Genomic DNA, 21,541 nt, shown 5'->3' on the forward strand with positions numbered 1-21,541 from the left:
TTAGTGTGGGGCTACATGTTGGCTCTGCATCTTCGGGCCGCCGACTTGGCGGACACGTCACTGACCGTCTCGCCTCTGTTCGAGACGGTCCTGAGCCTGCGCACATGGACCGCTCCGAACCGGCACCCGCTGCACGAGCCCTGGCGACGACGCGTCCGATCGGCATGGCAGCAGTGTGACACCGAGATGCTGACGGCGCTGGTCTCTCCCGATGGGAGAATCCCGGATTTCCTCGCACCCCGACCGCCCACTCAGTCGCCGGCTTTCGACGACGAGATCGCTGTTGTCGGGGCAACACCGGCAACGGAGATGCGACGCGATATCGCGGCCGCCTTCTCCGCTGACATTCCTGCGGTCCTCGTCGGTCCGGCCCGAGAGGTGCGCACCCGTGCAGTCCATGCGCTCTCGCACTACTGGGCAACGTGCCTCGAACCCGACTGGTCCAGGATCCGAGCAGTATTGGATGGCGATCTGGACTACCGCGCGCAACAGCTTTCGCACTTCGGGGCACGAAAGATGTTCGAGCATCTCGATTCTCGTGTCCGATGGGACGATGGCGTGCTGTGGGTCGACAGGCTAGAGGACCAGGTGTGCGTCGACGTCGACGGACGTGGACTTCCTCTCATTCCGTCGGTGTTCGTGCACGGCGCGATCACGCAGACGAGCCCGACGCGAGCTCCCTCCCTGGTGTATCCGGCCCGCGGGCGAGGCGCAGTGTGGGACATGGGGCGGACAGCTCCGAACCGGGCGCTGACCAATCTTCTCGGCACCCAACGTGCAACGATTCTCACGCTGCTCGATGCGCCCACCACCACCGGGGAACTCGCTGCGGCACTGGCCGTCTCACCCAGCGCAGCGAGCCAGCATCTTCGCGTTCTGCGCGAAGCAGCGGTGGTGCGACGCGTCAGACAGGGACGATCGGTGCTGTACGTACGCACTTCGCTGGGGGACGAGCTGCTCGGGCGGAGTCGATAGACCGCCCACCGTCACGCTGTCAGTCGGTGATTCACCGCGCTGACATCGCATCACTCGATCATGGATTGGGCGGTCCGGGTGATGTTCCGTTACGGGTCCGCGTCTGCGAAGCTGTCACGCGTGATCGCCGAGAAGCTGCCGTTGTTCGTGACCGATCGTGCGGCCGCTGCTGTTCTGGCGGCAGCATTCACCGGCTTCGTGTGGTCGGAATACAAGATGGGAATGCGGAAGCCGCGGGCCGGCTCTTCGAATCGAGACAATGGTTCCGGTCGCGCCGTCGGCCGCGGCCTTGTGCTCTCGTATGGCGGAGGCCTTCTCCTGAGCGTGATCTCGCCTGCCACTGTATGCACCCGCCACCGACGAGCGGTCTTCCTGACAGGATTGGCCACGGCAGCCCTCGGGCAGACACTTCGGGTCTCGGCAGCTCGCACACTCGGAGAGTCCTTCACCTTCGTGGTCCACACACACCCTGATCAACTCGTGGTTCGGACGGGCCCCTATCGGTTCATTCGCCACCCGTCGTATACCGGCGCACTGATCTGTGCTCTCGGTTTCTGTATTGCGTACGGAAACTGGCTTTCTCCCGCCATGGTGGCATTTCTGGCCGGAGGATACGTACGCAGAATCCCATCGGAGGAGAAGGCCATGCTCGAGGGATTGGGAGACGCGTACGCCGACTACATGGCACGCTCGAAACGATTGGTGCCCTTCGTTTTCTAGCCTGGTTTTTCCTCAGCGCAACAGAGCTCTTGCCCACACTCGCAGAAATCCCTGACTCAGGTATGTCAATGAGCCGATGGCCAGCACCCATTTGGCGGTGCTGACCACGGTGGTGGCTCGGACAACGGTGTCGGAGATCTGTTCTCGGTTGTCCACCAGTATCAGCCCGACGACGTTTTCGATGTAGTCACCGGCAGCGGAGGCCACCGGAGCGACGGCCAATGCCGTCGTTACTGCAGGGCTCAGCGAAGTCTTCGCAGCCAAACTCCTCGCACCCGCACGCAGTGCGATGGCATAGATGGCCGGGTGGACGAAGTCGGGCAGATAATGGCTGCGGAAGCGGGCGATCTCCGTCTCGTCCATGCTCGCCAGAATCTTCCGGTACCGCTGTTCGGACCAGGCCGTCTGCACGGCAAGCACTTTCGGTGCCGCGGGCCCGAGCAACCGGGCGATATTGGCCTGGGAGACGACGAACAACGCCGACCATCCCAGTAGCTTCCGATCCAGCACAGTCAGCGACATGAGAGCAGATTACTGCGTCAGAAATGGACGAACTACCGCTTCGAAGGCTGAGTAGCCATCGCGGTGGATGCTGTGTCCGGTCCTGAATGCCTCCACTCGACAGTTCGGAATGCTCGCTACCATCGCGTCGAGCCGAACCGGATCGACCATGCCGCCCGGACCTCCACGAAGTACCAACGTCGGAGCAGTGATGTCGGCCAACGACTCCCACCACCGCGGGTTCGGCCGACGGAACTGCTCGAGAGCAGTGGCGGTCATCGATCGATCGAACTCGAGTACCGCACGGGGATGCAGAACAACGCTGGTCGCCGCATGCCAGAGTTCGGTGACCGACGGCATCCGACCGGTCAGGGTCGGCGGGGCGTCCCCCGGCCTGATCGGTATCGGAAGTTCTTCGAGAACCAGACGGCGAACGAGAGACGGACGACGCTGCGCCACGAGCGAGACCGCGTATCCACCGAGTGAATGCCCGACGAGATCGACTTCGGTGAGCCCGAGGTGATCGATCAGGGCGAGGAGATCACCGCCGAACATGTCGAACTCGTACGTGGGCGTGTGGGCACTCTTGCCGTGCCCGCGCAGATCTACGGTGATCACCCGGCGACCGTGCGCGGTCAGAGCCCGAGCGAAGCGATCCCAGGTTCCGCTGTCTCCGCCCATGCCGTGCACCAGCATCACCGGTGCCGCACTCGTGTGTTCCAGCGGCGCGAACGAGCGATACGCGATGTCGACGCCATCGAGGTCGACCGTCTCGGACATCATCTGCATTTCCCCGACGGTAGCGGTTCCTACTCGTAGATTCCTTCCACCCGCCACAGACCGTCGTCGAACACCAGCAGCAACGCCCTCTCGTCGTCGAGCACCACCTGTGCCCGCGCCGTCGGCCCCGTCGATCCTTGCCCGCTGTCCCACCACCGTTCGTCGACGGGCCACGGCCCGGCCAGGCCCGTCAACTCCCATTCCTTGGTCCCCCACCGCAATCTCTTGGGCGGCGCATCGAACACACCGCGGTCGGTGACGCCGATTCCCGAACCCGCTCGATTCATCAGCGTCACTGCCGGGCGTGTCTCGATCACCGCCGCCGGTGCCGGCTCGGGTAGTCGGCCCGGCCACGGGGCCGATGGATCGGACAGCGGCACCAGCTCGTCTCCCAGTGGACGCAACGTGATCCGCTCGGCCGGCCCGCGTCCACCGCTGAGAACACCCCCGAGCACCGATTCGCCACCGAGCAGACCCTGAACGCGTACCAACGCCCGACGCGCCCTGTCGTCCTCGTCACCGACACTGCCCCACAAGCCCAGCTGCAACTCCCCCGCTGCCACCACTTCGATCGGCTCGAGGCGCAGGACGGTGATCGCCGACGTCGGCTTGTTCTCGCTGCGTCCGGTGATCCAGCCGTCGAGTTGCCACCGCACGCGATCGGCCGTGCCCTCCGGCGTCAACGGCTCGGCGCACCGCCAGATTCGCGACAGATTCTCACCGTTGCCGGTACTGGCGTGCACCAGCAACCGAGTGCACGCAACAGCAGCCGCGGCAAGCTTGGTGTGCAGCTGCTCGGCCAATGCGCGCCCGGCGAACGCGGCTGCATCCACCCGGTCGATCGGCGGATCGCACAGATACTCCACATCCAGGTCGGGAGGCAGAGCACGGGCAGACGGCGGCCTTTCGGGCTCACCGCGGGCACTGCGATGCGCCAGCACGGCATCGGTACCGAATCGCGATGCCACATCCGACGGAGACAGGGCAGCGAAGTCCCCGATTCTGCGTAAACCCAAGCGGTGCAACAGATCCACCAGTTCACCACGATCGGCCGCGGCCATACTGGGCTCCGCCGAGAGTTCGGCGATCGGTAACGGCGAAAGAAACCCGGCACCACCACCGCGCGGCACCACCTGTGCGTACCGCGCGGCGACGACTGCGGTGGACAACTCGTCGGCAATCCCGATCTGACATTCGACACCGGCAGCCGACGCTTCGTCGATCAACCGCTCCGCGGCGCGATGCTCGGTACCGAAGTACCGTCCGACACCACGCGCTGCAAGAACCAACAGGCCCGGCCGCAGCACTTCGACGCCGGGGGCGATGGCCGCGACAGCCGAGACCACGGGCTCGAACAGGCGTGCATCACGATCGGTATCGGCAACGGCCACATGCACGTCGGGGCACCGCGCCTGCGCCTCCCGGCGACGTAGGCCGCGCTTGATGCCCGACGCCCGTGCCGTGGCCGAGCAGGCGACGACCCGGTTGGCCGACGTGACGACCACCGGGTGCGTCGCCGGTAGATCGGCCTGAGCTGCTGCGGCGACGGCAGGCCAGTCGGGACACCACAGCGCCAGAACACGGTTGGACTGGCCGGTACTCATGTCGAGACCGCGATCGACAACGGATTCGACTCCTGCTGTTCGGCATGCCATTCGATGCGGCCGTTCTCCGCACGCAAGTCGAATCGAACCGTACGAGGACGCATCGCTTTGCCCCGCGCGCACACCGACAATCGAACCCCACGCAGCCGGCCACGCCCCAGCTCACGGCCTGTGCCGAGGCCGTCGTAACCGTGCACCGACGCGTCGAGTCGTAGCTCGGCTCCGTCCCAGTGCCCGTCGGTCACCACCAACGTCGACCCTTTGCTGCGGGCGCGCGCCACTACTGCCCTGGCCCGAGTCGGTGGCACCGACAGGCCGCCGAGACCGAGGACGACGAGATCGACGCCGTCGAGCAGGATCGCCGCCACTTCCACCGGGTCGGGGCCGGGATCGGGAATCAGAGCCAACTTGCTCAGTTGCGCGCCCATCTCCACCGCAGCCAGCAGCCCGAAGCGGGGCTGACCTATGACGGCGACATGGCCACCGGCACCGGTCACCGCGGCCACCAACCCGATCAACAACGAACCGGCACCGGACACCGAGGCCACCGTTCCGCGCACCAGACCACCGTGCGGAAGAACCTCCATCAGTGCCGACGGCACCGGAAGAACAGGCCGCCTACGGGTCGGTACCGACACCTGCTCCGAGCCGTCGACGGCGTCGGATTCGGGGTCGGAATCGGGGTCGGTAGGGCGGGGACGAACGGGAGCAGAATTCTCGATGCGCACCGAGGCCGTTTCACCGCGAGACGGTACGGCAGCCATCCGACTGCGTAGCAGCGCCACCCGCTCGGGAAGCGACAACCCGTCGAGCGCATCCGGCGGTACGGAAGCCTGTGCTGCAGCCTCGGAAACAGACATGTCACTCCCCTTCACTGCATGAAAAATCGAGCCGAAACACCGGTGTTCGACGGACGCGGGAAGTGACGTATTCGAACACAATTTCGATCTGCACCCAGTAAAGCCGTTCGGACGGCAACTCGTCAAGGCGATGCCGTAGCCCCTGGTAGAGGCGGTAGTACCGCTGCTGCGGGCACACCGCGGCATCGTCCACTAACCTGTGGACGTGACCGATCAGCAGCGTGTTCGACGGGGAGTCGGGCCCGACTACCTCCTCGCCGGCAGATACCGTCTCGCCGGCAAGCTCGGCGGTGGCGGCATGGGCGCGGTCTGGCTCGCCACCGACACCCTTCTGCACCGGCAGGTGGCCGTCAAACAGGTCACCTCCACCACCCGGTTGACCCCGGAACAGGCAGTGGACGTGCGCAACCGGGCCATGCGCGAAGGACGGATCGCGGCCCGCCTGTCGAGCCCACACGCCATCGCGATGCACGACGTCGCTCTCGTCGACGGCGAGCCGTGGTTGATCATGGAATACCTGTCCTCACGCAGCCTCGCGCAGGCGCTCGGCGTCACCGACTCACTACCACCGTTCGAAGTCGCTCAGATCGGTGCGCAGATCGCCGACGCCCTGACCGAAGCACACGACGCCGGAATCGTGCATCGCGACATCAAGCCGGGCAACATTCTGATCGCCGACCGCGGCAAGGATCTGGGCATCGTCAAGATCAGCGATTTCGGCATCTCTCGAGCCAAGGGTGACGTGGAGGAAGCCGACGACAGCGTCATCACCGGCACCCCCGCATACTTCGCCCCCGAGGTCGCCCGCGGCCAGGACCCCACTGCGGCCAGCGATGTGTTCTCCCTCGGTGCCACGTTGTACACCGCAATGGAAGGTGCGCCGCCCTTCGGCATCGATCACGATTCGATCGCACTCCTGCACCGAGTTGCCAAGGGGCAGATCATCTCTCCCACTCGCAGCGGAGACCTCACCGGCCCACTACTGCACATGCTCGAGCCCGATCCGGCTCGACGCCCCACCATGGCGCAGGCCCGTGACGAGATCATTCTTGCCGCAATAAGCAAGCGCGGCACCATCTCTCAGTTGCGCGGAGTACCTCTGACCTCAGCGGACGGCGTCGTCCCCGCCTGGGCGAGACGGTCGACACCCGTCTCGGAATCTCGCCGACCGTCCCGAGAATTCGGACGCACCATCGCCGGTCTGCCCGCCGTGCAACCGGGAGAGAGCCGAACGGATCCGACTCCCTCCTCGTACTCACCGCCGCCGTTCGACCTGCCGAAGAAGAGAAAGAACCCGGTCCAGGACGCACTCATGCGCATCGAGGACGTCATCGGCGACCGGACGTCCATCCCGGCGACGGCCATCCTCGGCGGACTCGTCGTGGTCGTGATTCTTCTGATCCTGGCTGTCGTCCTGTTGCTGTAACAACTCCCGCGCACTCCGTCCGTTCAGCCGAGAACCGGCATCACCAACGTCGTCAGAGCGCCGTCGACCGCGGAACGCACCAGCATCGGTTGATCCGGTGCAGCGATATCGAGCATCAGATCCGGTCCGACGGCCGAGGCGACGGCGGCCTGCAGAACGGCCGCATCGAAGAACACCACACTCTGTGAACCGGTCACCCGTGCAGGAACCGGAACACCATCGACCGAGAAACCGTCGTGCCCGGCCTCGATGCGCAGGGTACCGCCATCAACGGGAATGAAATCTCGTTGCAGCACAACCCTCGTCACAGTCGGAGCCAGACCGTCCATCATCGTGCGCCAGTCGGGGAATTCACCGTCGACCGTGTTCACCGCCACCCGAGAACCGTCGGAGTCGATCACCATCGACTCGTCGGTTGCCGTCAGCACGAGGGTGCCCGACACGGGGACGGCCGCGAGGGATCCGAAGGCTACGATTCGCGACCACGGTAGGCCGGGCGAGCACTGCGCAACGAAACTGCGCGTGGACAATCGATACCGATCCGTCGCGGTGAGGGTGACACTGCTTCCGTCCACCTCGATCAGTACGCCCTGCAGTACCGGAAATTCTTCGCTCACCCCGGCCGCCGGCGAGACCTGCGCCATCGCCGAGGCCAAATCCTCGGCTGATACCGTTGCCGTGCAGTATTTTTCGTCGAACAGCCGGCGAATCGACACTGCTGCCTCGGCTGCCGCCCGTGCCTGTGCGGCCAGAGCTTCGACGTGTCGATCCACGATCTCGATGGCGGCAGTTCCATCGCCGTCGAGGGCAGCGGCAACCTTGTCGAGTGGGAGCCCGATCTCGCGCAGCTGGCGAATGATGTTCGCCCGCTGCGATTGTGCGCGGGTGTAGTAGCGATAGCCCGATTGTGCATCGATGGACGCCGGGGCCAGCAACCCGCAGTCGTCGTAGAACCGCAGGGCGCTGGGGGTCAGCCCGCTCTCGCGAGCGAACACACCGATGGTCAGGAATTCTTCGTCCGAATCAGTCATGCCGAAATCCTGAGGCTTCGCGTCGGTCGAAGGTCAAGCCCAACGCAGACGGCCTAATCGATTCGACGCTTGTGCGCCCACCGCGTCAGTGCATTCCTGTTCGATTGTTGGGTCTTGCGAAGAACATTGGACGCGTGCGTTTCGACGGTTTTGACCGAGATGAACAGATCCTCGGCGATCTCCCGATACGTGTAGCCGCGCGCCAGCAACCTCAGCACTTCGAGTTCACGGGGCGTCAACGAATCCAATTCCGGATCCAACGGCGGCTCGGGAGCTGCGCTGCGGCCGGTGAACGAGTCGAGGACGAAGCCGGCAAGACGCGGGCTGAACACCGCGTCTCCCCCGGCTACGCGTCGGACGGAATCGGCCAGTTCCGAGCCGGAGATGGTCTTGGTGACATACCCCCTCGCGCCGGCCCGGATGACGGCGATGACGTCCTCCGCTGCGTCGGACACGCTGAGCGCCAAGCACACCGGGCCCTCGGCGATTCGGTTGAGCACGGCCACGCCACCACCGTCGGGCATGTGCACGTCCAGCAGCACCACGTCGGGCTTGGTCGAATCGATCCCCGACACCGCCTCGGCGACTCCGCCTGCTTCCCCGACGACGTCGATGTCCGCTTCACGGCCCAGTTCGGCGCGCACTCCCGAGCGAAACACCGCGTGGTCGTCGACCAGAAAAACGCGGAAAGGGTCGGTCACGTCGGCTGCTCCTGATGGTTGGATTCGGATTCGGTGGTCACAGCCCCGCCGTTGCGTGGCATGAAGATTCGTACTTCGGTTCCCTTACCGACTGTGGACCGCACCTGTACGGAACCGCCGCGGCGTTCGATTCGTCCACGGATGGACTTGGCCAGTCCCTGTCGGTCCTCTGGCACCGCAGACTCGTCGAAGCCCGTACCGCGGTCGCGGACGAAGACACTGACCTGCTCGGGTTCGGTTTCGGCGAACAGATCGATGTTGGTCTCACCGGAATGTTTGGCCGCGTTGACCAGAGCTTCACGAGTGGCCCCCAGCAGCGCAGTGAAGCTCTCTCGCGACAGCCCCGATTCGACGTCGTCCGGCAACAGATGCACGTCCCCGACCGTGATGGGACGGACCGTCACGCCATGTTGATCCTCGACCTCGCCGGAGATGGTCTTGAGCGCATCGGCCAAGCTCGAGTTGTCTGTGTCGCCGCCGTCGAACAACCACTTGCGCAGTTCTCGCTCCTGCCCACGCGCCAGCCGCATGACCTCCTGCGGCCGATCCGCCTGCTTCTGAATGAGCGCCAGCGTCTGCAGCACCGAATCGTGCAGATGCGACGCAATCTCTTCACGCTCGTCGTTTCGGATACGCGCCGATCGCTCGGCCCCGAGCGCACGCCAGGTCCGCAACCAGATCGGCACCGTCAACAGACCGACTCCGACGAGGGTGACCACCACGGCCAACAGGGACGACCGAAGCGACGCGAGATCGACGCGGGCCAACACCACCACGGCCAGGCCCAGGACGATCAACGTCGCGCCGCCGACGACACGAGCCCAGCTGAGCACGGTCGGTTGCTTGGGCAGCCCCAGCGCCGTCCGCGGCCCCTCGGCATCGAATTCTCGCCACACCAGGGCAGCACCGACGACGACCACGACGACCGGCACGACAACCGATGCCGCAGTACCACTGAGCAACCAGGCCAGCCCGACGGCGAGTCCGAGGCCGATGGCGGCCAGTCCCAATGCTCGTTGCCGCTCGGTAGCGCTCGGGCGTGCCGTGTCGTCACCGACCGGGGTGAACATCCAGATCAGGCCGTACGCAACGATCCCTGCACCGGCGGACGCCGCGAGCAACGCGAACGCCACCCGGATCTTGAACACGTCGACACCCAGATGATCGGCGAGTCCGCCCGCGACGCCGCCGACGATACGACCGCCTCCGCGGCGTCGATACGGTGCGGGGGCCGAACGTTCCAACGCTGCACGAGAAGCCGAACCCGACGCAAGGACAGGGTGCGGCGGGAGGGGACGGGTCGACGGCGCAGCACCGGGCGCGGCGGACGCGCCGACGGCGGCGTCAACGGCTGGATTGTCGACAGGGTGCACGCCCACGATCCTGGCACGGCCGAGGGCGGTACCGCATCAGGGTTCGCCCTGATCTTTCGCCCTTGCAACAGACCCGGGTGCAAGTCCGGGGTACGAGATCAGGGGAATCCCTGATGTGTTCCGAGGTTCGAGCCGACACGATGGTCATCATGAACAACGTGACCGTCTCGGATCAGCTACAGCAGATGTGGCGCACCCGTCCGCACCGCTTGCCGCAACGCGGACACGTGGCGGGTGTAGCAGCCGGTATCGGCTACCGATACGACGTCGACCCCGTACTGATCCGGGTCGCATTCGTCGTGTCCACCCTCTTCGGCGGCACCGGAATCGTGCTGTACCTGGCGGCGTGGCTGGTCCTCAGCCGCGCCGGCGACTCCGCCTCGGGGGTCGAATCCATGGTGGGCCGAGGGCACAGCTCCGATTCGACGACCAAGACCGTCGTCGTGGCGGTCGCGTTGGTGATCGCACTGTCGACACTCGGTCCGGCCGGTGTGGGACTCGGCGGATCCGGCGTGATCTCTCTCGCGGCGATGCTCGGCGGACTGTGGTTGCTTCACCAGCGCTGCCCCGAGCCGCCGCCGTACCTGCGAACAGCGGAATTCACCCGGCAGCAGTACGCACCGACCCCCTTCGGCTCGACCACCACCTCCGCGGAGCAGTGGTCCGCCGCGCAATACCGGCCGCCGCAGTTCCAGTACGAGCAGTACACCCCGTACACGACGCTACCCAAGAGCTACGAGCCGACACCGCAGACAACACAGACAACACAGCCGGTATCGGAATCCGGTACTGCACCGACCGTCGACCTCACCAAGAGCACACGTGCCGAAAGTACCTCTGCCACTGCCGTTCCGACCACACCCCAGGCCGTGACACCTCCGTCGTGGGACCCGTTGGGAGTGGCACCGTTTGCGTGGGACCTCCCCGAACCGGCCGGCATCTTCCCACCGGCACCGATCGAACGTAAACGTCGATCGCGTTGGACGGCAAGCTTTCTCGGCCTTGCATTGCTCGGCGCTGCCGTCACCACCGGGCTCGGAGCACTGACAGGTTCCGACTGGATCACTCCGGGCCGCGTCGGTGCCGTCGCGTTGTCGATCATCGCAGTGGGTCTGATCCTGGGCGCATTTCTCCGAAAGGGCTACGGCCTTTTGGTCGTCGGCGCGCCGCTGGCCGGGTTCGTCATCCTGGCATCGGTTGTCGGGCCGGTGAATCTGGACGACAGTGTGTCGGGCGCGCAACGGGTTGCCCCGACCACCGCCGCCGCACTTGCCCCCGCCTATGACGTCGGCTTCGGTGAACTGGACCTCGACCTCACCGGCCTGACGCTCACCGAGAACAAGACGGTGGCGATCGATGTGACGTTCGGCAGTGCCGTGGTGACCGTACCGAGCACGATGAGCATCGAGACGAAATGCAACGCCGAATTCGGTTCGGCCGAGTGCGGTGATCCCGGCGTCCGCGCCGGAAAGGACGCACGACCCGACGCGCCGGTCTTGACGATCGAAGGCGATGCGACATTCGGAGAACTGAAAGTGGTGCAGCAATGAGCGACAACGGAATTCACACCGAATACGGCCACGGAGACAGTTCTTCGGACACCGCGGCACAGAGTTCGAGCAGGCAGGGCCCATCGGCTCCGTTGTTCCTCGCCGGACTCGCCGCGCTGATCGTGGCGATCGCCGCGCTGATCGGCCAGGACGCCGTCACCGCCCTGGCCGAGGTTCAGTTCCGCTGGGTGTTCGTCATCGCCGCGGTCGTGGTGGGTGCGGCCTTACTGCTGGGTCCCAGCAGAAAGCACTGAACCCGTTACTCCCACTCGATGGTGCCCGGCGGCTTGCTCGTGACGTCGAGTACGACTCGGTTGACCTCCGGAACCTCGTTGGTCACCCGAGTCGAAATCGTTTCCAGCACGTCGTACGGCAACCGGGTCCAGTCCGCGGTCATCGCATCCTCGCTCGACACCGGACGCAACACGATGGGGTGACCGTAGGTACGACCGTCTCCCTGCACGCCGACGCTGCGCACGTCGGCCAACAGCACCACCGGGCACTGCCAGATCTGCTGATCCAGGCCCGCGACCGTAAGCTCTTCTCTGACAATCGAATCCGCGTGACGCAACGTGGCCAGTCGGTCTGCGGTGATCTCGCCGACGATGCGAATGGCCAGTCCCGGTCCCGGGAACGGCTGTCTCCCGACGATGTCCTCGGGCAGGCCCAACTCGCGTCCGACGGCGCGCACCTCGTCCTTGAACAGCGCACGCAACGGCTCGACCAACGCGAACTGCAGATCGTCGGGCAGACCGCCGACGTTGTGATGGCTCTTGATGTTCGCGGTACCCGAACCGCCACCGGACTCCACGACGTCCGGGTACAGGGTGCCCTGCACCAGGAACTCGACGGAATCACCGTGCTCGGCGTTCTCGCCCAGCACCTCGGCAACGGCACCCTCGAAACTGCGAATGAACTCGCGGCCGATGATCTTGCGCTTCTCCTCGGGGTCCGACACGCCTTCGAGCGCGCCGAGGAAGGTGTCGACGGCATCGACGGTGACGAGCTTGGCACCGGTCGCGGCTACGAAGTCCTGCTGCACCTGCTCGCGTTCGCCTGCGCGTAGCAAGCCGTGGTCGACGAAGACACAGGTGAGCCGATCACCGATCGCACGCTGCACCAGAGCCGCGGCCACCGCGGAATCGACACCACCGGACAGGCCGCAGATCGCCTTGCCCGTCGGACCGACCTGCTCCTGGACGGCGTCGACCAGCGCGTCGGCGATGTTCGCGGCGGTCCAGTCCGGCTTGATTCCGGCGGTCTCGTGCAGGAATCGGCTCAGGACCTGCTGTCCGTGTGGTGAGTGGAGTACCTCGGGGTGGTACTGCACACCCGCCATCCGCTTCTCTTCGTTCTCGAAGGCAGCAACCGGAGCCCCGGCACTGGTCGCGGTGACGGTGAAGCCGTCGGGAGCAGCGGTGACAGCGTCACCGTGACTCATCCAGACCGGCTGAGTGGAAGGCAGACCGTCGTGCAGGCGGCCGCCGTCGACGCTGAGCTGAGTACGCCCGTACTCACGTGTTCCGGTGTGCTCGACGGTTCCGCCGAGCGCCTGCGCCATGGCCTGAAAGCCGTAGCAGATACCGAATACCGGGACGCCCAGTTCGAGCAGAGCGGAGTCGAGTTCGGGTGCACCCTCGGCGTAGACGCTGGACGGCCCACCGGACAGCACCAGAGCAACGGGATCCTTGGCGGCGATCTCCTCGGCGGTCGCGGTGTGCGAGATGACCTCGGAGTACACGCTGGCCTCGCGCACCCGGCGGGCGATCAGCTGTGCGTACTGGGCTCCGAAATCGACGACCAGAACCGGCCGTGCGTGTGCGGGATCGTGTGCAGAGGAGTCGGTCACCTGGTCAGTCTAGTGGGACGGCTTCGGTGTACTCGCAGCACCCGAATCGCTCACGCGACACCCGAATGTTCGACGGGCATGGCCGCCGAACCGGACCTGATCTGCACGATCGGCAGCCGCAGGCCGCCGGGTGCGTCGACGGGCACGACGGGCGAGTTCGGAGCGATCGGATCGAGGCGCTGGTAGGGCTGGCCCTGCGCCGGACGCAGGTCCGACTCGCCCTTGTTCGGCCACAGAGCCGCCGACCGCTCGGCCTGCGCGCTGATGGTCAGCGACGGGTTGACTCCGAGGTTGGCCGAGACTGCCGCACCGTCGACCACGCTGAGAGTCGGGTAGCCGTGGACGCGGTGGTACGGGTCGATGACGCCGTGCTGGGCGTCCTCGGCGATAGCGCACCCACCGAGGAAGTGTGCGGTGAGCGGGATGTTGAACAGCTCGCCCCACGTCCCACCTGCGACGCCGCCGATCTTTTTCGCGATGCGCCGAGTGGCGTCGTTGCCCTCGGGAATCCACGTCGGGTTGGGCTGACCGTGTCCCTGCCTGCTCGAGATCTTGCGGCCGAAGGGGCCCCGCTTGGTGAACGTGGTGATCGAGTTGTCGAGGTTCTGCATCACCAGTGCGATGATGGTCCGCTCGCTCCAGTGCCGGACGTTGACGACGCGGACGAACTGGATCGGATGCGCGATCAGCGCGAAGACGAACTTGAGCCAACGCGGAATCTTTCCTCCGCCGTCGGTCATCAAGGTCTGCAGCATGCCCATCGCGTTGGAGCCCTTGCCGTAGCGGCACGGTTCGATGTGGGTGTTGGGGCTGGGGTGGAACGAGGACGTGATGGCGACGCCGCGGGTGAGATCCATGTTCGGATCGACCGCCAACTTCGCGGCTCCGACGATCGACTCCGAGTTGGTGCGGGTCAGCTCACCGAGAGTGTCCGACAACCGCGGCAACGTGCCCGTGTCCTTCATCTTGTGCAGGAGGTTCTGCGTGCCCCACGTGCCGGCTGCCAGCACGACATTGGCAGCGCTGTACGTCTTGCGACCCTTGCGCAGACGCGCTCCGGTGCGCTCGGTGTCGACGTCCCAGGTGCCGTCGGATCGGGGAACGAGACCGGTGACGGTCGTCATCGGCACGATCTCGGCTCCTGCGCGCTCGGCCAGGCCGAGGTAGTTCTTCAGCAGGGTGTTCTTGGCTCCGTGGCGGCACCCGGTCATGCACTCGCCGCATTCGATACATCCGGTGCGCTCGGGGCCGGCACCGCCGAAGTACGGGTCCGGGACGGTCTTGCCGGGCTCGTCTCCGAAGAACACGCCCACCGGGGTCTGGATGAAGGTGTCGGCAACGCCCATGTCCTCGGCCACCGACTTCATCACCTCGTCGGCGGGGGTCATGTGCGGGTTGCGCACGACACCCAACATGCGGGTGGCCTGGTCGTAGAACGGGGAGAGCTCACTGCTCCAGTCGGTGATGTGCGCCCACTGCTTGTCCTCGAAGAACGGTGCCTGCGGCTTGTACAGCGTGTTCGCGTAGTTCAGCGATCCGCCGCCGACCCCTGCACCGGCGAGGATCAGGCAGTCGCGCAGCAGATGCACCCGCTGGATGCCGTAGAGACCCAGCTTGGGTGCCCACAGGAAGCGCTTGAGATCCCAGCTGTTCTTGGCGAAGTCCTTGTCCTCGAATCGCTGCCCGGCTTCCAGGATTCCGACGCGGTATCCCTTCTCCACCAGCCGAAGCGCGGTGACGCTTCCACCGAAGCCCGAACCGACGATGAGAACGTCGTAATCCGTTGCGCGTCCAGCTGAACCCATGGTGACCTCCGCTACGTCCGTTACCTGTCGAACAGTATGCACATTGCTGTGTGACTACCGCCACAAGCGATTCTAGCTGTTACGGAAGGTATCACCAACCGAGGGTCGGCTTACCGGGACATGCCCGACGAACGACACAGGGCGCGCACCCGGAGATCGAGTGCGCGCCCTGTCGTATGGGGGTTCTGTCAGGCCCGAACGTTCAGGCCGACCTTCTGGAATTCCTTCAGATCGGAGTAGCCCGACTTCGCCATCGAGCGACGCAATCCGCCGACGAGGTTGATCGAGCCGTACGACTCACGCGACGGTCCGTGCAGCACCTGATCGAGGCTCGGACGCTCCCCCACGGACATCGGCAGCAACGCGCCACGCGGCATCGACGGATGCGCCGCGGCGGACGGCCAGTACCAGCCGCCACCGGGAGCCTCGGCGGCCACGGCCAACGGCGCACCGAGCACTGCAGCATCCGCGCCGCAGGCGATGGCTTTCGCCAGTGCGCCGGACGTGGTGATGTCACCGTCGGCGATGACGTGCACGTAACGTCCACCGGTCTCGTCCAGGTAGTCCCGACGTGCCGCCGCCGCGTCGGCGATCGCAGTGGCCATCGGAACACCGATTCCGAGCACCTCACCGGTGGTCGTGCCACCTTCGACCGAGCCGTAGCCCACGATGACGCCGGCCGCACCCGTGCGCATCAGGTGCAACGCGGTCCGGTGATCGCTGACGCCGCCGGCGATGACGGGGACGTCGAGCTCTGCGATGAACGTCTTGAGGTTGAGCGGCTCGTCGTCGCCGTGCGCGACGTGCTCGGCGGAGATGATCGTGCCCTGGATGACCAGCAGATCCAGACCCGACGCGATCAGAGCAGGCGTCAGAGCACGGGCGTTCTGCGGGCTCACTCGTACAGCGACGGTGACGCCTGCATCACGCACCTGGCCCACTGCGGCGGCCAACAGATCGGGCTGCAACGGCGCAGCGTGCAGTTCCTGCAGGAATGCGATCGGCGCGTCGGGATCGAGATCGGTCTCGGCGATGTGGATCAACTGGTCGAGCTTGGCCTGCACGTCGGCGTGCCGCGCCCACAGCCCTTCGCCGTTGATCACCCCGAGCCCGCCTTGCTTACCGAGCTCGATGGCGAACGCAGGCGAGACCAACGCATCGGTCGGATGGGCGAGCACCGGAATGTCGAACCGGTAAGCATCGAGCTGCCAGGCAGTCGAGACCTCCTTGGACGACCGGGTCCGCCGAGACGGCACGATATCGACGTCGTCCAGCTGGTAGGTGCGGCGGGCTTCTCTGCCCATGCCGATTTCAACGAGGTCGCGCACGCGCGCACCTTTCTACTTCGAGAGCGAATCGTTCGGCCACCAGGGGCCGACGCGACTATCGGGTGGTGTAGTTCGGGGCCTCAGCGGTCATCGTGATGTCGTGCGGGTGGCTCTCCTTGAGACCGGCCGCGGTGATCTGCACGAACTGAGCCTGCTGCAGGTGCTCGATGGACGTCGACCCGGTGTACCCCATGGCAGCGCGCAACCCACCGGTGAGCTGATGGATGACCTGGTTCAACGGACCCCGGTACGGGACGCGTCCCTCGATCCCCTCGGGAACCAGCTTGTCCTCGGCCAGCACGTCGTCCTGGAAGTAGCGGTCCTTCGAGAACGACTTCGCTCCCCCGCGTCCCTGCATCGCACCGAGCGAGCCCATTCCGCGGTAGCTCTTGAACTGCTTGCCACCGACCAGGATCAGCTCACCCGGAGACTCGGCGGTGCCGGCCAGCAACGATCCGAGCATCGCGGTCGACGCGCCTGCGGCGAGTGCTTTGGCGATGTCACCGGAGAACTGCATACCGCCGTCGGCGATGACCGGCACACCGTGCGGCTTGCACGCGGCCACGGCTTCGAGGATGGCGGTGATCTGCGGAGCGCCGACGCCGGCGACCACGCGGGTGGTGCAGATCGATCCGGGTCCGACGCCCACCTTCACCGCATCGGCACCGGCCTCGACGAGGGCGAGTGCGCCCGCGCGGGTGGCGACGTTTCCGCCGACGACCTGAACGCGCTCGCCCACCTCTGCCTTGAGCTTGCTGACCATCTCGAGCACCTGGGAATTGTGGCCGTGCGCGGTGTCGACGATGATGACGTCGACGCCGGCATCGGTCAGTGTCATCGACCTGGCCCAGGCATCCTGCCCGACGCCCACCGCTGCTCCGACCAGCAGACGACCGTCACGGTCCTTGGTGGCGTCCGGGTGCTGCTCGGTCTTGACGAAGTCCTTCACCGTGATCAGGCCGGTGAGTGCGCCTTTGCCGTCGACGATCGGTAGCTTCTCGATCTTGTGGCGACGCAGCAGGCCGAGGGCCGCTTCGGCGGTGACCCCCTCCTGCGCGGTGATCAACGGTGCCTTCGTCATGACGTCGGCGACGCGACGGTTCTGATCCACCTCGAACCGCATGTCGCGGTTCGTGATGATGCCGACCAGCGCACCGGTCTCGTCGGTGACCGGGAGCCCCGAGATACGGAAGCGCGCACACATCGCGTCGACCTCGGCCAGCGAGTCGGTGGGCTTGCAGGTGACCGGGTCGGTGACCATCCCGGCCTCCGAGCGCTTGACGGTCTCGACCTGAGACGCCTGATCGTGCAGCGAAAGATTGCGGTGCAGCACACCCATGCCGCCTGCACGTGCCATCGCAATGGCCATCCGCGCCTCGGTGACGGTATCCATCGCAGAACTGACCAGCGGGACTCGCAGCCTGATCTCGCGGGTGATCTGACTGGACGTGTCCACGGCGCTGGGGATCAGATCCGAAGCGGCCGGCAGCAGCAGGACGTCGTCGAACGTGAGGCCGAGCATCGCGACCTTGTTGGGATCGTCGCCGCCTGTGCGGACGTGGGCTCCGGGACTACTCATACGAATCTGGCCCTCCCTAGAGCCTGGTTGCATCGTGGGCGCGGCATGCGGCCGGTGAGAGCTCGCAGGCGCACCGCGGTGCGGTGTTGGAGAACGGATGGAGTTTCGGCACTTGCACTCATCTGTTCAGCGCCGGGAACCATGGTATCGGCCTGCGGCACAATCAGTGCGCACGCCTCCCGCTGCGGACGCTCGGAGGCACCGAATCGAAGACCCGACGGGGTCCGGCGGTACGGATCGTCCGGCATGTCGCACTCGAACGGCTGGCGCAGACCCACCAGTTCTGCGTACCGTGGAGGCGTGCGCGATCAACTGCCTCCCGGTCTACCCCCGGATCCGTTCGCCGGAGACCCCGCCGACCCGTCGGCCGCCCTCGATGCAATCGAGCCCGGCCAGCCTCTCGATCCCCAAGAACGGCTGGCCGTAGAAGAAGACTTGGCGGACCTCGCTGTCTACGAGGCACTCCTCGGCCACCGCGGTATCCGTGGACTCGTCGTGTGCTGCGAAGACTGCCAGCAGGACCACTACCACGACTGGGACATGCTGCGTGCGAATCTGCTGCAGCTGCTCGTCGACGGCACCGTGCGCCCGCACGAGCCGGCCTACGACCCGGTGCCCGACGCGTACGTCACGTGGGATTACTGCCGTGGTTTCGCCGACGCATCCATGAACGACGCTCTGCACGGAGACGGTTTCGAGAGCTGAGACCCCAGACAAACGAAGAAGCCCGACACGATCATCGTGTCGGGCTTCTTCGTTGTTTACGGTCTGCGTCGTCGAACAGGGCCTGTCGCTCAGCTTCCGCCGGACGGAACCGACATGCGGTCGCCGTTCTCGGACGAACTGCCACTGGCAGTGGCCGTCGGCTGATTCGGGTTGTCGAGCACCGTCGGTGTGACGTCGGTGGTCGTCGGACTCGGACTCGTGGTGACGGGCGGGCTGACCGGTGTCGTCGTTTCCGGATTCGGCGTGCTCGGAACCGCGGTGGATTCCGGTGCAACCGTCTCCACCGGAGCCGTCGGAACCAGAGTTGCTTGGCTGGGCACCGACAACGGGGCTGCCGGGGCCGCACCCATCGGAGGTACTACGGGCGGCACAGTCATGGCCTGCAACTCCTGCAGCAAACGGGCCAGCCACTGGTCGAGTTCGGCTCGCTGAGCATCGTCGATGACCGCGGAACTGCGGTTCGATGCGCCGTCGAGAAGAGCGCGGGCAGCGTCGGCATCGCCGGACGACAGAAGGTTCTCCGCCTCCTGCAGCTTCGATGTCGTATCTATCTGCGCGACAGTCGAATCGGCCTGCTCCGAGAACACGACCGACTTGACGCTCCACAGCGGATCCTCGGGCGTCGAGTTGTACGAGATGACCACCAGACCGCCCAACACGACGGCGATCGCGGCGGCGGCACCGGCGAGCGGACGCAACAGACGCATCCGGCCCCCGCGGTTCGCCGCGCTGGATCGCGCCATGTCGGCTGCCACCTTTTCGCGCTCGACGGCCGCAACAACGGTGTCGAGAGAAGGACCGGCCGGCATGGACGGTGTGATCACGTCCGCTCGCCAATTGGCGAGCAGGAGCGCGAGTTGGTAATCGTCCGCATCATCGGTTGCGATCGGTCCGTCACCACTGATCGCGTCGATGAAGGCATCGTCACGACGAACGGCGACGAGGTCCACGGGACCACCGTCTGCGCCGATGTCGGCATAGGGATCGTTCTGCTTCGGTCCAGTGGGTGTCACGTGCTCTCCGATACGCGAGATTCCGCGACGCGGGGTCTCACCGGGGCCACCGTGACCATTGTCCCTAGCCATACATTTCACCTGCTCTCACAACTTCGTTCTTCAGTTTTGCGATAGCTCGGTGCTGAGCCACGCGGATAGCGCCTGCAGTGCTGCCGACCGCAGCTGCCGTCTCCTCGGCCGACAATCCGACGATGAGTCGGAGCACCAGAATCTCGCGGTGCTTGGCGGGCAAGGTGTCCAGTAGTGCAGTCATCTGACGACTCGACTCGGATTCCAGAGCTCGCTGCTCCGGACCGTGTTCTGTCGACACGACATCTGGTACTTCGGCGGCCGGGTCCGATTTGTTACGCGAGGCACTGCGATGAGCATCTGCGACCTTGTGCGCCGCGATGCCGTACACGAATGCCATGAACGGACGACCTTGATCCTGGTAACGCGGCAAGGCGGTCATGACTGCCAAACAGACCTCCTGCGCCACGTCGTCGGCCGAAAGCTGACCACGCTCAGCCGAACCGACTCGAGCCCGGCAATACCGGACGACGAGTGGTCGGATGAATTCCAAGACCCGGGACAGAGCCAGTCGATCGCCTTGCGCTGCGGCAACGACGAAAGAGTCCAACTCCTCACCCGCACTGTTCATCGTCGACAAATTTCCCCGCGTTACAGGTACGCACCCGCCTGGGAGCGCTTCCACGTGGTGGTGGAACGAACCAAGGATAGCGATACCGACGGCCCACAATCGAACCGCTCGGTCCGTGTGCGGCTACGGTCCAGGTCAACCGACCGCGGATCCACCCAGTCGTTCGAGTGCGGCTCCCAGGTCGCGCGCCGGAACCATGTTCGGATCCGCTCCCCCGGTTCCTTCGCACAGCATCGTCGCGGCCCAGCGCAGGGGCAGTAAACCGTGCATCGCCGCAGCGCAGGCCACGTCGACGGCTCCTGCACGTGCGCGCTCGGTCGCACCGGCGCAGCTCAGGGCAGCGGCCATCACCAGATCGGTTTTGATGCGATGCCGTAACGAATCGGTGTCGTCGGCAAGTGCGCGAGCAGACTCGGCGTGTCGGAGCGCTCCCGAGCCGTCCCCACGCATCATTGCCAGCTCGGCTGCCACCCAGTGCGCGCGCAGCGCCGGACGCCACAGATCCGACCCGCCACGCACCGAGAGCAGCTCTGCGTTGCGCGCCAGGAACGCATCCGCGAACCCGAATCGGCCGGTCCCCAGTGCATCCGCCGCCAATCCGACCAGCGCATCACTGCGCGCCTCCACCGCGTCCGTCGTTCGCGCCTCGCCGGTGAGCCCGATCAGGAACACCGCCCTCCCGTCGAACCCGCGGGCGAGCCGGTGCCGACCGACCTGGCGTAGCCATGACGCCCTGGTCGACTCGTACAGGGACTCGAGCGCCTGCGACGTCGGCCGGAACCGCCGGAGCTCGACCCGGGCAGCGTTGTACCGACCCTGGCCGGCCAGTGCGACGCCGCGGCACCAACTCTGCCGCGCATCGGTAGCCGCCGGTAGGTCGGTTCGACCGGGGTCTGCTCCGAACGCCGCCTTTTTCAGCGAGAGCCCGATGCAATCGGGCTCTCCGGTGACGGGCGAGGACTTCGAAACACTGTGCACGACGTCAGGGTATGGCCACGGACGGACTGCAGGCACGCGAGTGGGCCGACCGAGAACGACGGACACGCAACGCACGAATGCGAATGTCGCGCCGGACGG

At 65.8% G+C, this 21,541-nt stretch carries 20 protein-coding genes; 6 read left to right on the plus strand and 14 right to left on the minus strand.

Features of this window, described 5'->3' with window-relative positions; translation table 11 throughout:
• The first annotated feature begins 15 nt into the window (after positions 1-15).
• Both J2X62_RS00245 and J2X62_RS00250 read left to right on the plus strand, forming a co-directional pair.
• The gene (locus tag J2X62_RS00245; RefSeq protein ID WP_032393422.1) at positions 16-975 is read left to right on the plus strand and encodes a helix-turn-helix transcriptional regulator; all 960 of its coding nucleotides are present in this window, start codon (positions 16-18) and stop codon (positions 973-975) included.
• Positions 976-1,095: 120 nt separating this feature from the next.
• A complete protein-coding gene (locus J2X62_RS00250; RefSeq protein WP_230074729.1) occupies positions 1,096-1,695 on the plus strand; it encodes an isoprenylcysteine carboxylmethyltransferase family protein in 600 nt (199 codons plus the stop codon).
• Positions 1,696-1,707: 12 nt separating this feature from the next.
• Here the strand turns inward: J2X62_RS00250 and J2X62_RS00255 are convergent, their stop codons facing one another.
• From J2X62_RS00255 to J2X62_RS00270, 4 genes are read right to left on the minus strand one after another with little or no spacing between them, the layout of a single operon-like run.
• Positions 1,708-2,217: a hypothetical protein gene (locus tag J2X62_RS00255; RefSeq protein WP_283348295.1), complete on the minus strand. Its 510-nt coding sequence runs from the start codon at positions 2,215-2,217 to the stop codon at positions 1,708-1,710.
• Positions 2,218-2,226: 9 nt separating this feature from the next.
• A complete protein-coding gene (locus J2X62_RS00260) occupies positions 2,227-2,985 on the minus strand; it encodes an alpha/beta fold hydrolase (protein WP_371832702.1) in 759 nt (252 codons plus the stop codon).
• A gap of 20 nt (positions 2,986-3,005) precedes the next feature.
• A complete protein-coding gene (locus J2X62_RS00265) occupies positions 3,006-4,580 on the minus strand; it encodes a DNA polymerase Y family protein (protein WP_027496378.1) in 1,575 nt (524 codons plus the stop codon).
• A complete protein-coding gene (locus tag J2X62_RS00270; protein WP_204857429.1) occupies positions 4,577-5,440 on the minus strand; it encodes a hypothetical protein in 864 nt (287 codons plus the stop codon). The genes J2X62_RS00265 and J2X62_RS00270 overlap by 4 nt, the downstream gene beginning before the upstream one ends.
• A gap of 205 nt (positions 5,441-5,645) precedes the next feature.
• Here J2X62_RS00270 and J2X62_RS00275 point away from each other — a divergent pair, with 205 nt between their 5' ends.
• Positions 5,646-6,866: a serine/threonine-protein kinase gene (locus tag J2X62_RS00275; RefSeq protein WP_222091012.1), complete on the plus strand. Its 1,221-nt coding sequence runs from the start codon at positions 5,646-5,648 to the stop codon at positions 6,864-6,866.
• Between the two features lie 23 nt (positions 6,867-6,889).
• Here J2X62_RS00275 and J2X62_RS00280 read toward each other — a convergent pair whose 3' ends face one another.
• Genes J2X62_RS00280 through J2X62_RS00290 form a run of 3 tightly spaced genes read right to left on the minus strand, consistent with a single transcriptional unit; the run spans position 6,890 to position 9,842 of the window.
• The gene (locus J2X62_RS00280; protein ID WP_310176064.1) at positions 6,890-7,897 is read right to left on the minus strand and encodes a MerR family transcriptional regulator; all 1,008 of its coding nucleotides are present in this window, start codon (positions 7,895-7,897) and stop codon (positions 6,890-6,892) included.
• 53 nt (positions 7,898-7,950) lie between these two features.
• Positions 7,951-8,598 (minus strand): response regulator transcription factor, encoded by a 648-nt coding sequence (locus tag J2X62_RS00285; protein WP_027496373.1) that lies wholly within the window; start codon positions 8,596-8,598, stop codon positions 7,951-7,953.
• Positions 8,595-9,842 (minus strand): sensor histidine kinase, encoded by a 1,248-nt coding sequence (locus J2X62_RS00290; protein WP_045842100.1) that lies wholly within the window; start codon positions 9,840-9,842, stop codon positions 8,595-8,597. The genes J2X62_RS00285 and J2X62_RS00290 overlap by 4 nt, the downstream gene beginning before the upstream one ends.
• Before the next feature lie 278 nt (positions 9,843-10,120).
• Between J2X62_RS00290 and J2X62_RS00295 the strand changes: the two genes are divergently transcribed.
• On the plus strand, positions 10,121-11,521 hold the full coding sequence (locus J2X62_RS00295; protein ID WP_032371127.1) for a PspC domain-containing protein: 1,401 nt from the start codon (positions 10,121-10,123) through the stop codon (positions 11,519-11,521).
• Positions 11,518-11,775 carry a hypothetical protein gene (locus tag J2X62_RS00300; RefSeq protein WP_027496370.1) on the plus strand — a complete coding sequence of 86 codons (258 nt, stop codon included), beginning with the start codon at positions 11,518-11,520 and terminating at the stop codon, positions 11,773-11,775. The genes J2X62_RS00295 and J2X62_RS00300 overlap by 4 nt, the downstream gene beginning before the upstream one ends.
• 5 nt (positions 11,776-11,780) lie before the next feature.
• Here J2X62_RS00300 and guaA read toward each other — a convergent pair whose 3' ends face one another.
• From guaA to guaB, 4 genes are all read right to left on the minus strand, one after another.
• Complete coding sequence (guaA, locus tag J2X62_RS00305; protein WP_032365606.1) at positions 11,781-13,370, minus strand: glutamine-hydrolyzing GMP synthase; 1,590 nt, start codon at positions 13,368-13,370, stop codon at positions 11,781-11,783.
• Between the two features lie 50 nt (positions 13,371-13,420).
• Positions 13,421-15,175, minus strand: a complete 1,755-nt coding sequence (locus tag J2X62_RS00310; RefSeq protein WP_094666299.1) for an FAD-dependent oxidoreductase — start codon at positions 15,173-15,175, stop codon at positions 13,421-13,423.
• A 188-nt stretch (positions 15,176-15,363) separates the two neighbouring features.
• The gene (locus J2X62_RS00315) at positions 15,364-16,503 is read right to left on the minus strand and encodes a GuaB3 family IMP dehydrogenase-related protein (RefSeq protein ID WP_222068054.1); all 1,140 of its coding nucleotides are present in this window, start codon (positions 16,501-16,503) and stop codon (positions 15,364-15,366) included.
• A gap of 55 nt (positions 16,504-16,558) precedes the next feature.
• Positions 16,559-18,082 carry an IMP dehydrogenase gene (gene guaB / locus J2X62_RS00320; protein ID WP_310176082.1) on the minus strand — a complete coding sequence of 508 codons (1,524 nt, stop codon included), beginning with the start codon at positions 18,080-18,082 and terminating at the stop codon, positions 16,559-16,561.
• 300 nt (positions 18,083-18,382) lie between these two features.
• On the opposite strand from guaB, the gene J2X62_RS00325 reads away from it, so the two are divergent.
• A complete protein-coding gene (locus J2X62_RS00325; protein ID WP_027496364.1) occupies positions 18,383-18,787 on the plus strand; it encodes a DUF5319 domain-containing protein in 405 nt (134 codons plus the stop codon).
• A gap of 89 nt (positions 18,788-18,876) precedes the next feature.
• Here the strand turns inward: J2X62_RS00325 and J2X62_RS00330 are convergent, their stop codons facing one another.
• From J2X62_RS00330 to J2X62_RS00340, 3 genes are all read right to left on the minus strand, one after another.
• Positions 18,877-19,893, minus strand: coding sequence for an anti-sigma-D factor RsdA (locus tag J2X62_RS00330; protein WP_167329913.1), 1,017 nt, complete (start codon positions 19,891-19,893; stop codon positions 18,877-18,879).
• Positions 19,886-20,464 (minus strand): sigma-70 family RNA polymerase sigma factor, encoded by a 579-nt coding sequence (locus J2X62_RS00335; RefSeq protein WP_027496363.1) that lies wholly within the window; start codon positions 20,462-20,464, stop codon positions 19,886-19,888. Before J2X62_RS00335 ends, J2X62_RS00330 begins: the two co-directional genes overlap by 8 nt.
• A 135-nt stretch (positions 20,465-20,599) precedes the next feature.
• A complete protein-coding gene (locus J2X62_RS00340) occupies positions 20,600-21,442 on the minus strand; it encodes a hypothetical protein (RefSeq protein ID WP_204857427.1) in 843 nt (280 codons plus the stop codon).
• Positions 21,443-21,541 lie beyond the last annotated feature (99 nt).

This window comes from Rhodococcus sp. 3258, assembly GCF_031456475.1.
Classification (GTDB): Bacteria; Actinomycetota; Actinomycetes; order Mycobacteriales; family Mycobacteriaceae; genus Rhodococcoides; species Rhodococcoides fascians.

Coding starts and splice junctions, on each gene's coding strand:
- J2X62_RS00335 (WP_027496363.1), bottom strand. CDS start 20,464: ATGAACAGTGCGGGTGAGGAGTTGGACTCTTTCGTCGTTGCCGCAGCG.
- J2X62_RS00280 (WP_310176064.1), bottom strand. CDS start 7,897: ATGACTGATTCGGACGAAGAATTCCTGACCATCGGTGTGTTCGCTCGC.
- J2X62_RS00310 (WP_094666299.1), bottom strand. CDS start 15,175: ATGGGTTCAGCTGGACGCGCAACGGATTACGACGTTCTCATCGTCGGT.
- J2X62_RS00265 (WP_027496378.1), bottom strand. CDS start 4,580: ATGAGTACCGGCCAGTCCAACCGTGTTCTGGCGCTGTGGTGTCCCGAC.
- J2X62_RS00300 (WP_027496370.1), top strand. CDS start 11,518: ATGAGCGACAACGGAATTCACACCGAATACGGCCACGGAGACAGTTCT.
- J2X62_RS00295 (WP_032371127.1), top strand. CDS start 10,121: ATGAACAACGTGACCGTCTCGGATCAGCTACAGCAGATGTGGCGCACC.
- J2X62_RS00260 (WP_371832702.1), bottom strand. CDS start 2,985: ATGCAGATGATGTCCGAGACGGTCGACCTCGATGGCGTCGACATCGCG.
- J2X62_RS00330 (WP_167329913.1), bottom strand. CDS start 19,893: ATGGCTAGGGACAATGGTCACGGTGGCCCCGGTGAGACCCCGCGTCGC.
- J2X62_RS00245 (WP_032393422.1), top strand. CDS start 16: ATGTTGGCTCTGCATCTTCGGGCCGCCGACTTGGCGGACACGTCACTG.
- J2X62_RS00255 (WP_283348295.1), bottom strand. CDS start 2,217: ATGTCGCTGACTGTGCTGGATCGGAAGCTACTGGGATGGTCGGCGTTG.
- guaB (WP_310176082.1), bottom strand. CDS start 18,082: ATGAGTAGTCCCGGAGCCCACGTCCGCACAGGCGGCGACGATCCCAAC.
- J2X62_RS00270 (WP_204857429.1), bottom strand. CDS start 5,440: ATGTCTGTTTCCGAGGCTGCAGCACAGGCTTCCGTACCGCCGGATGCG.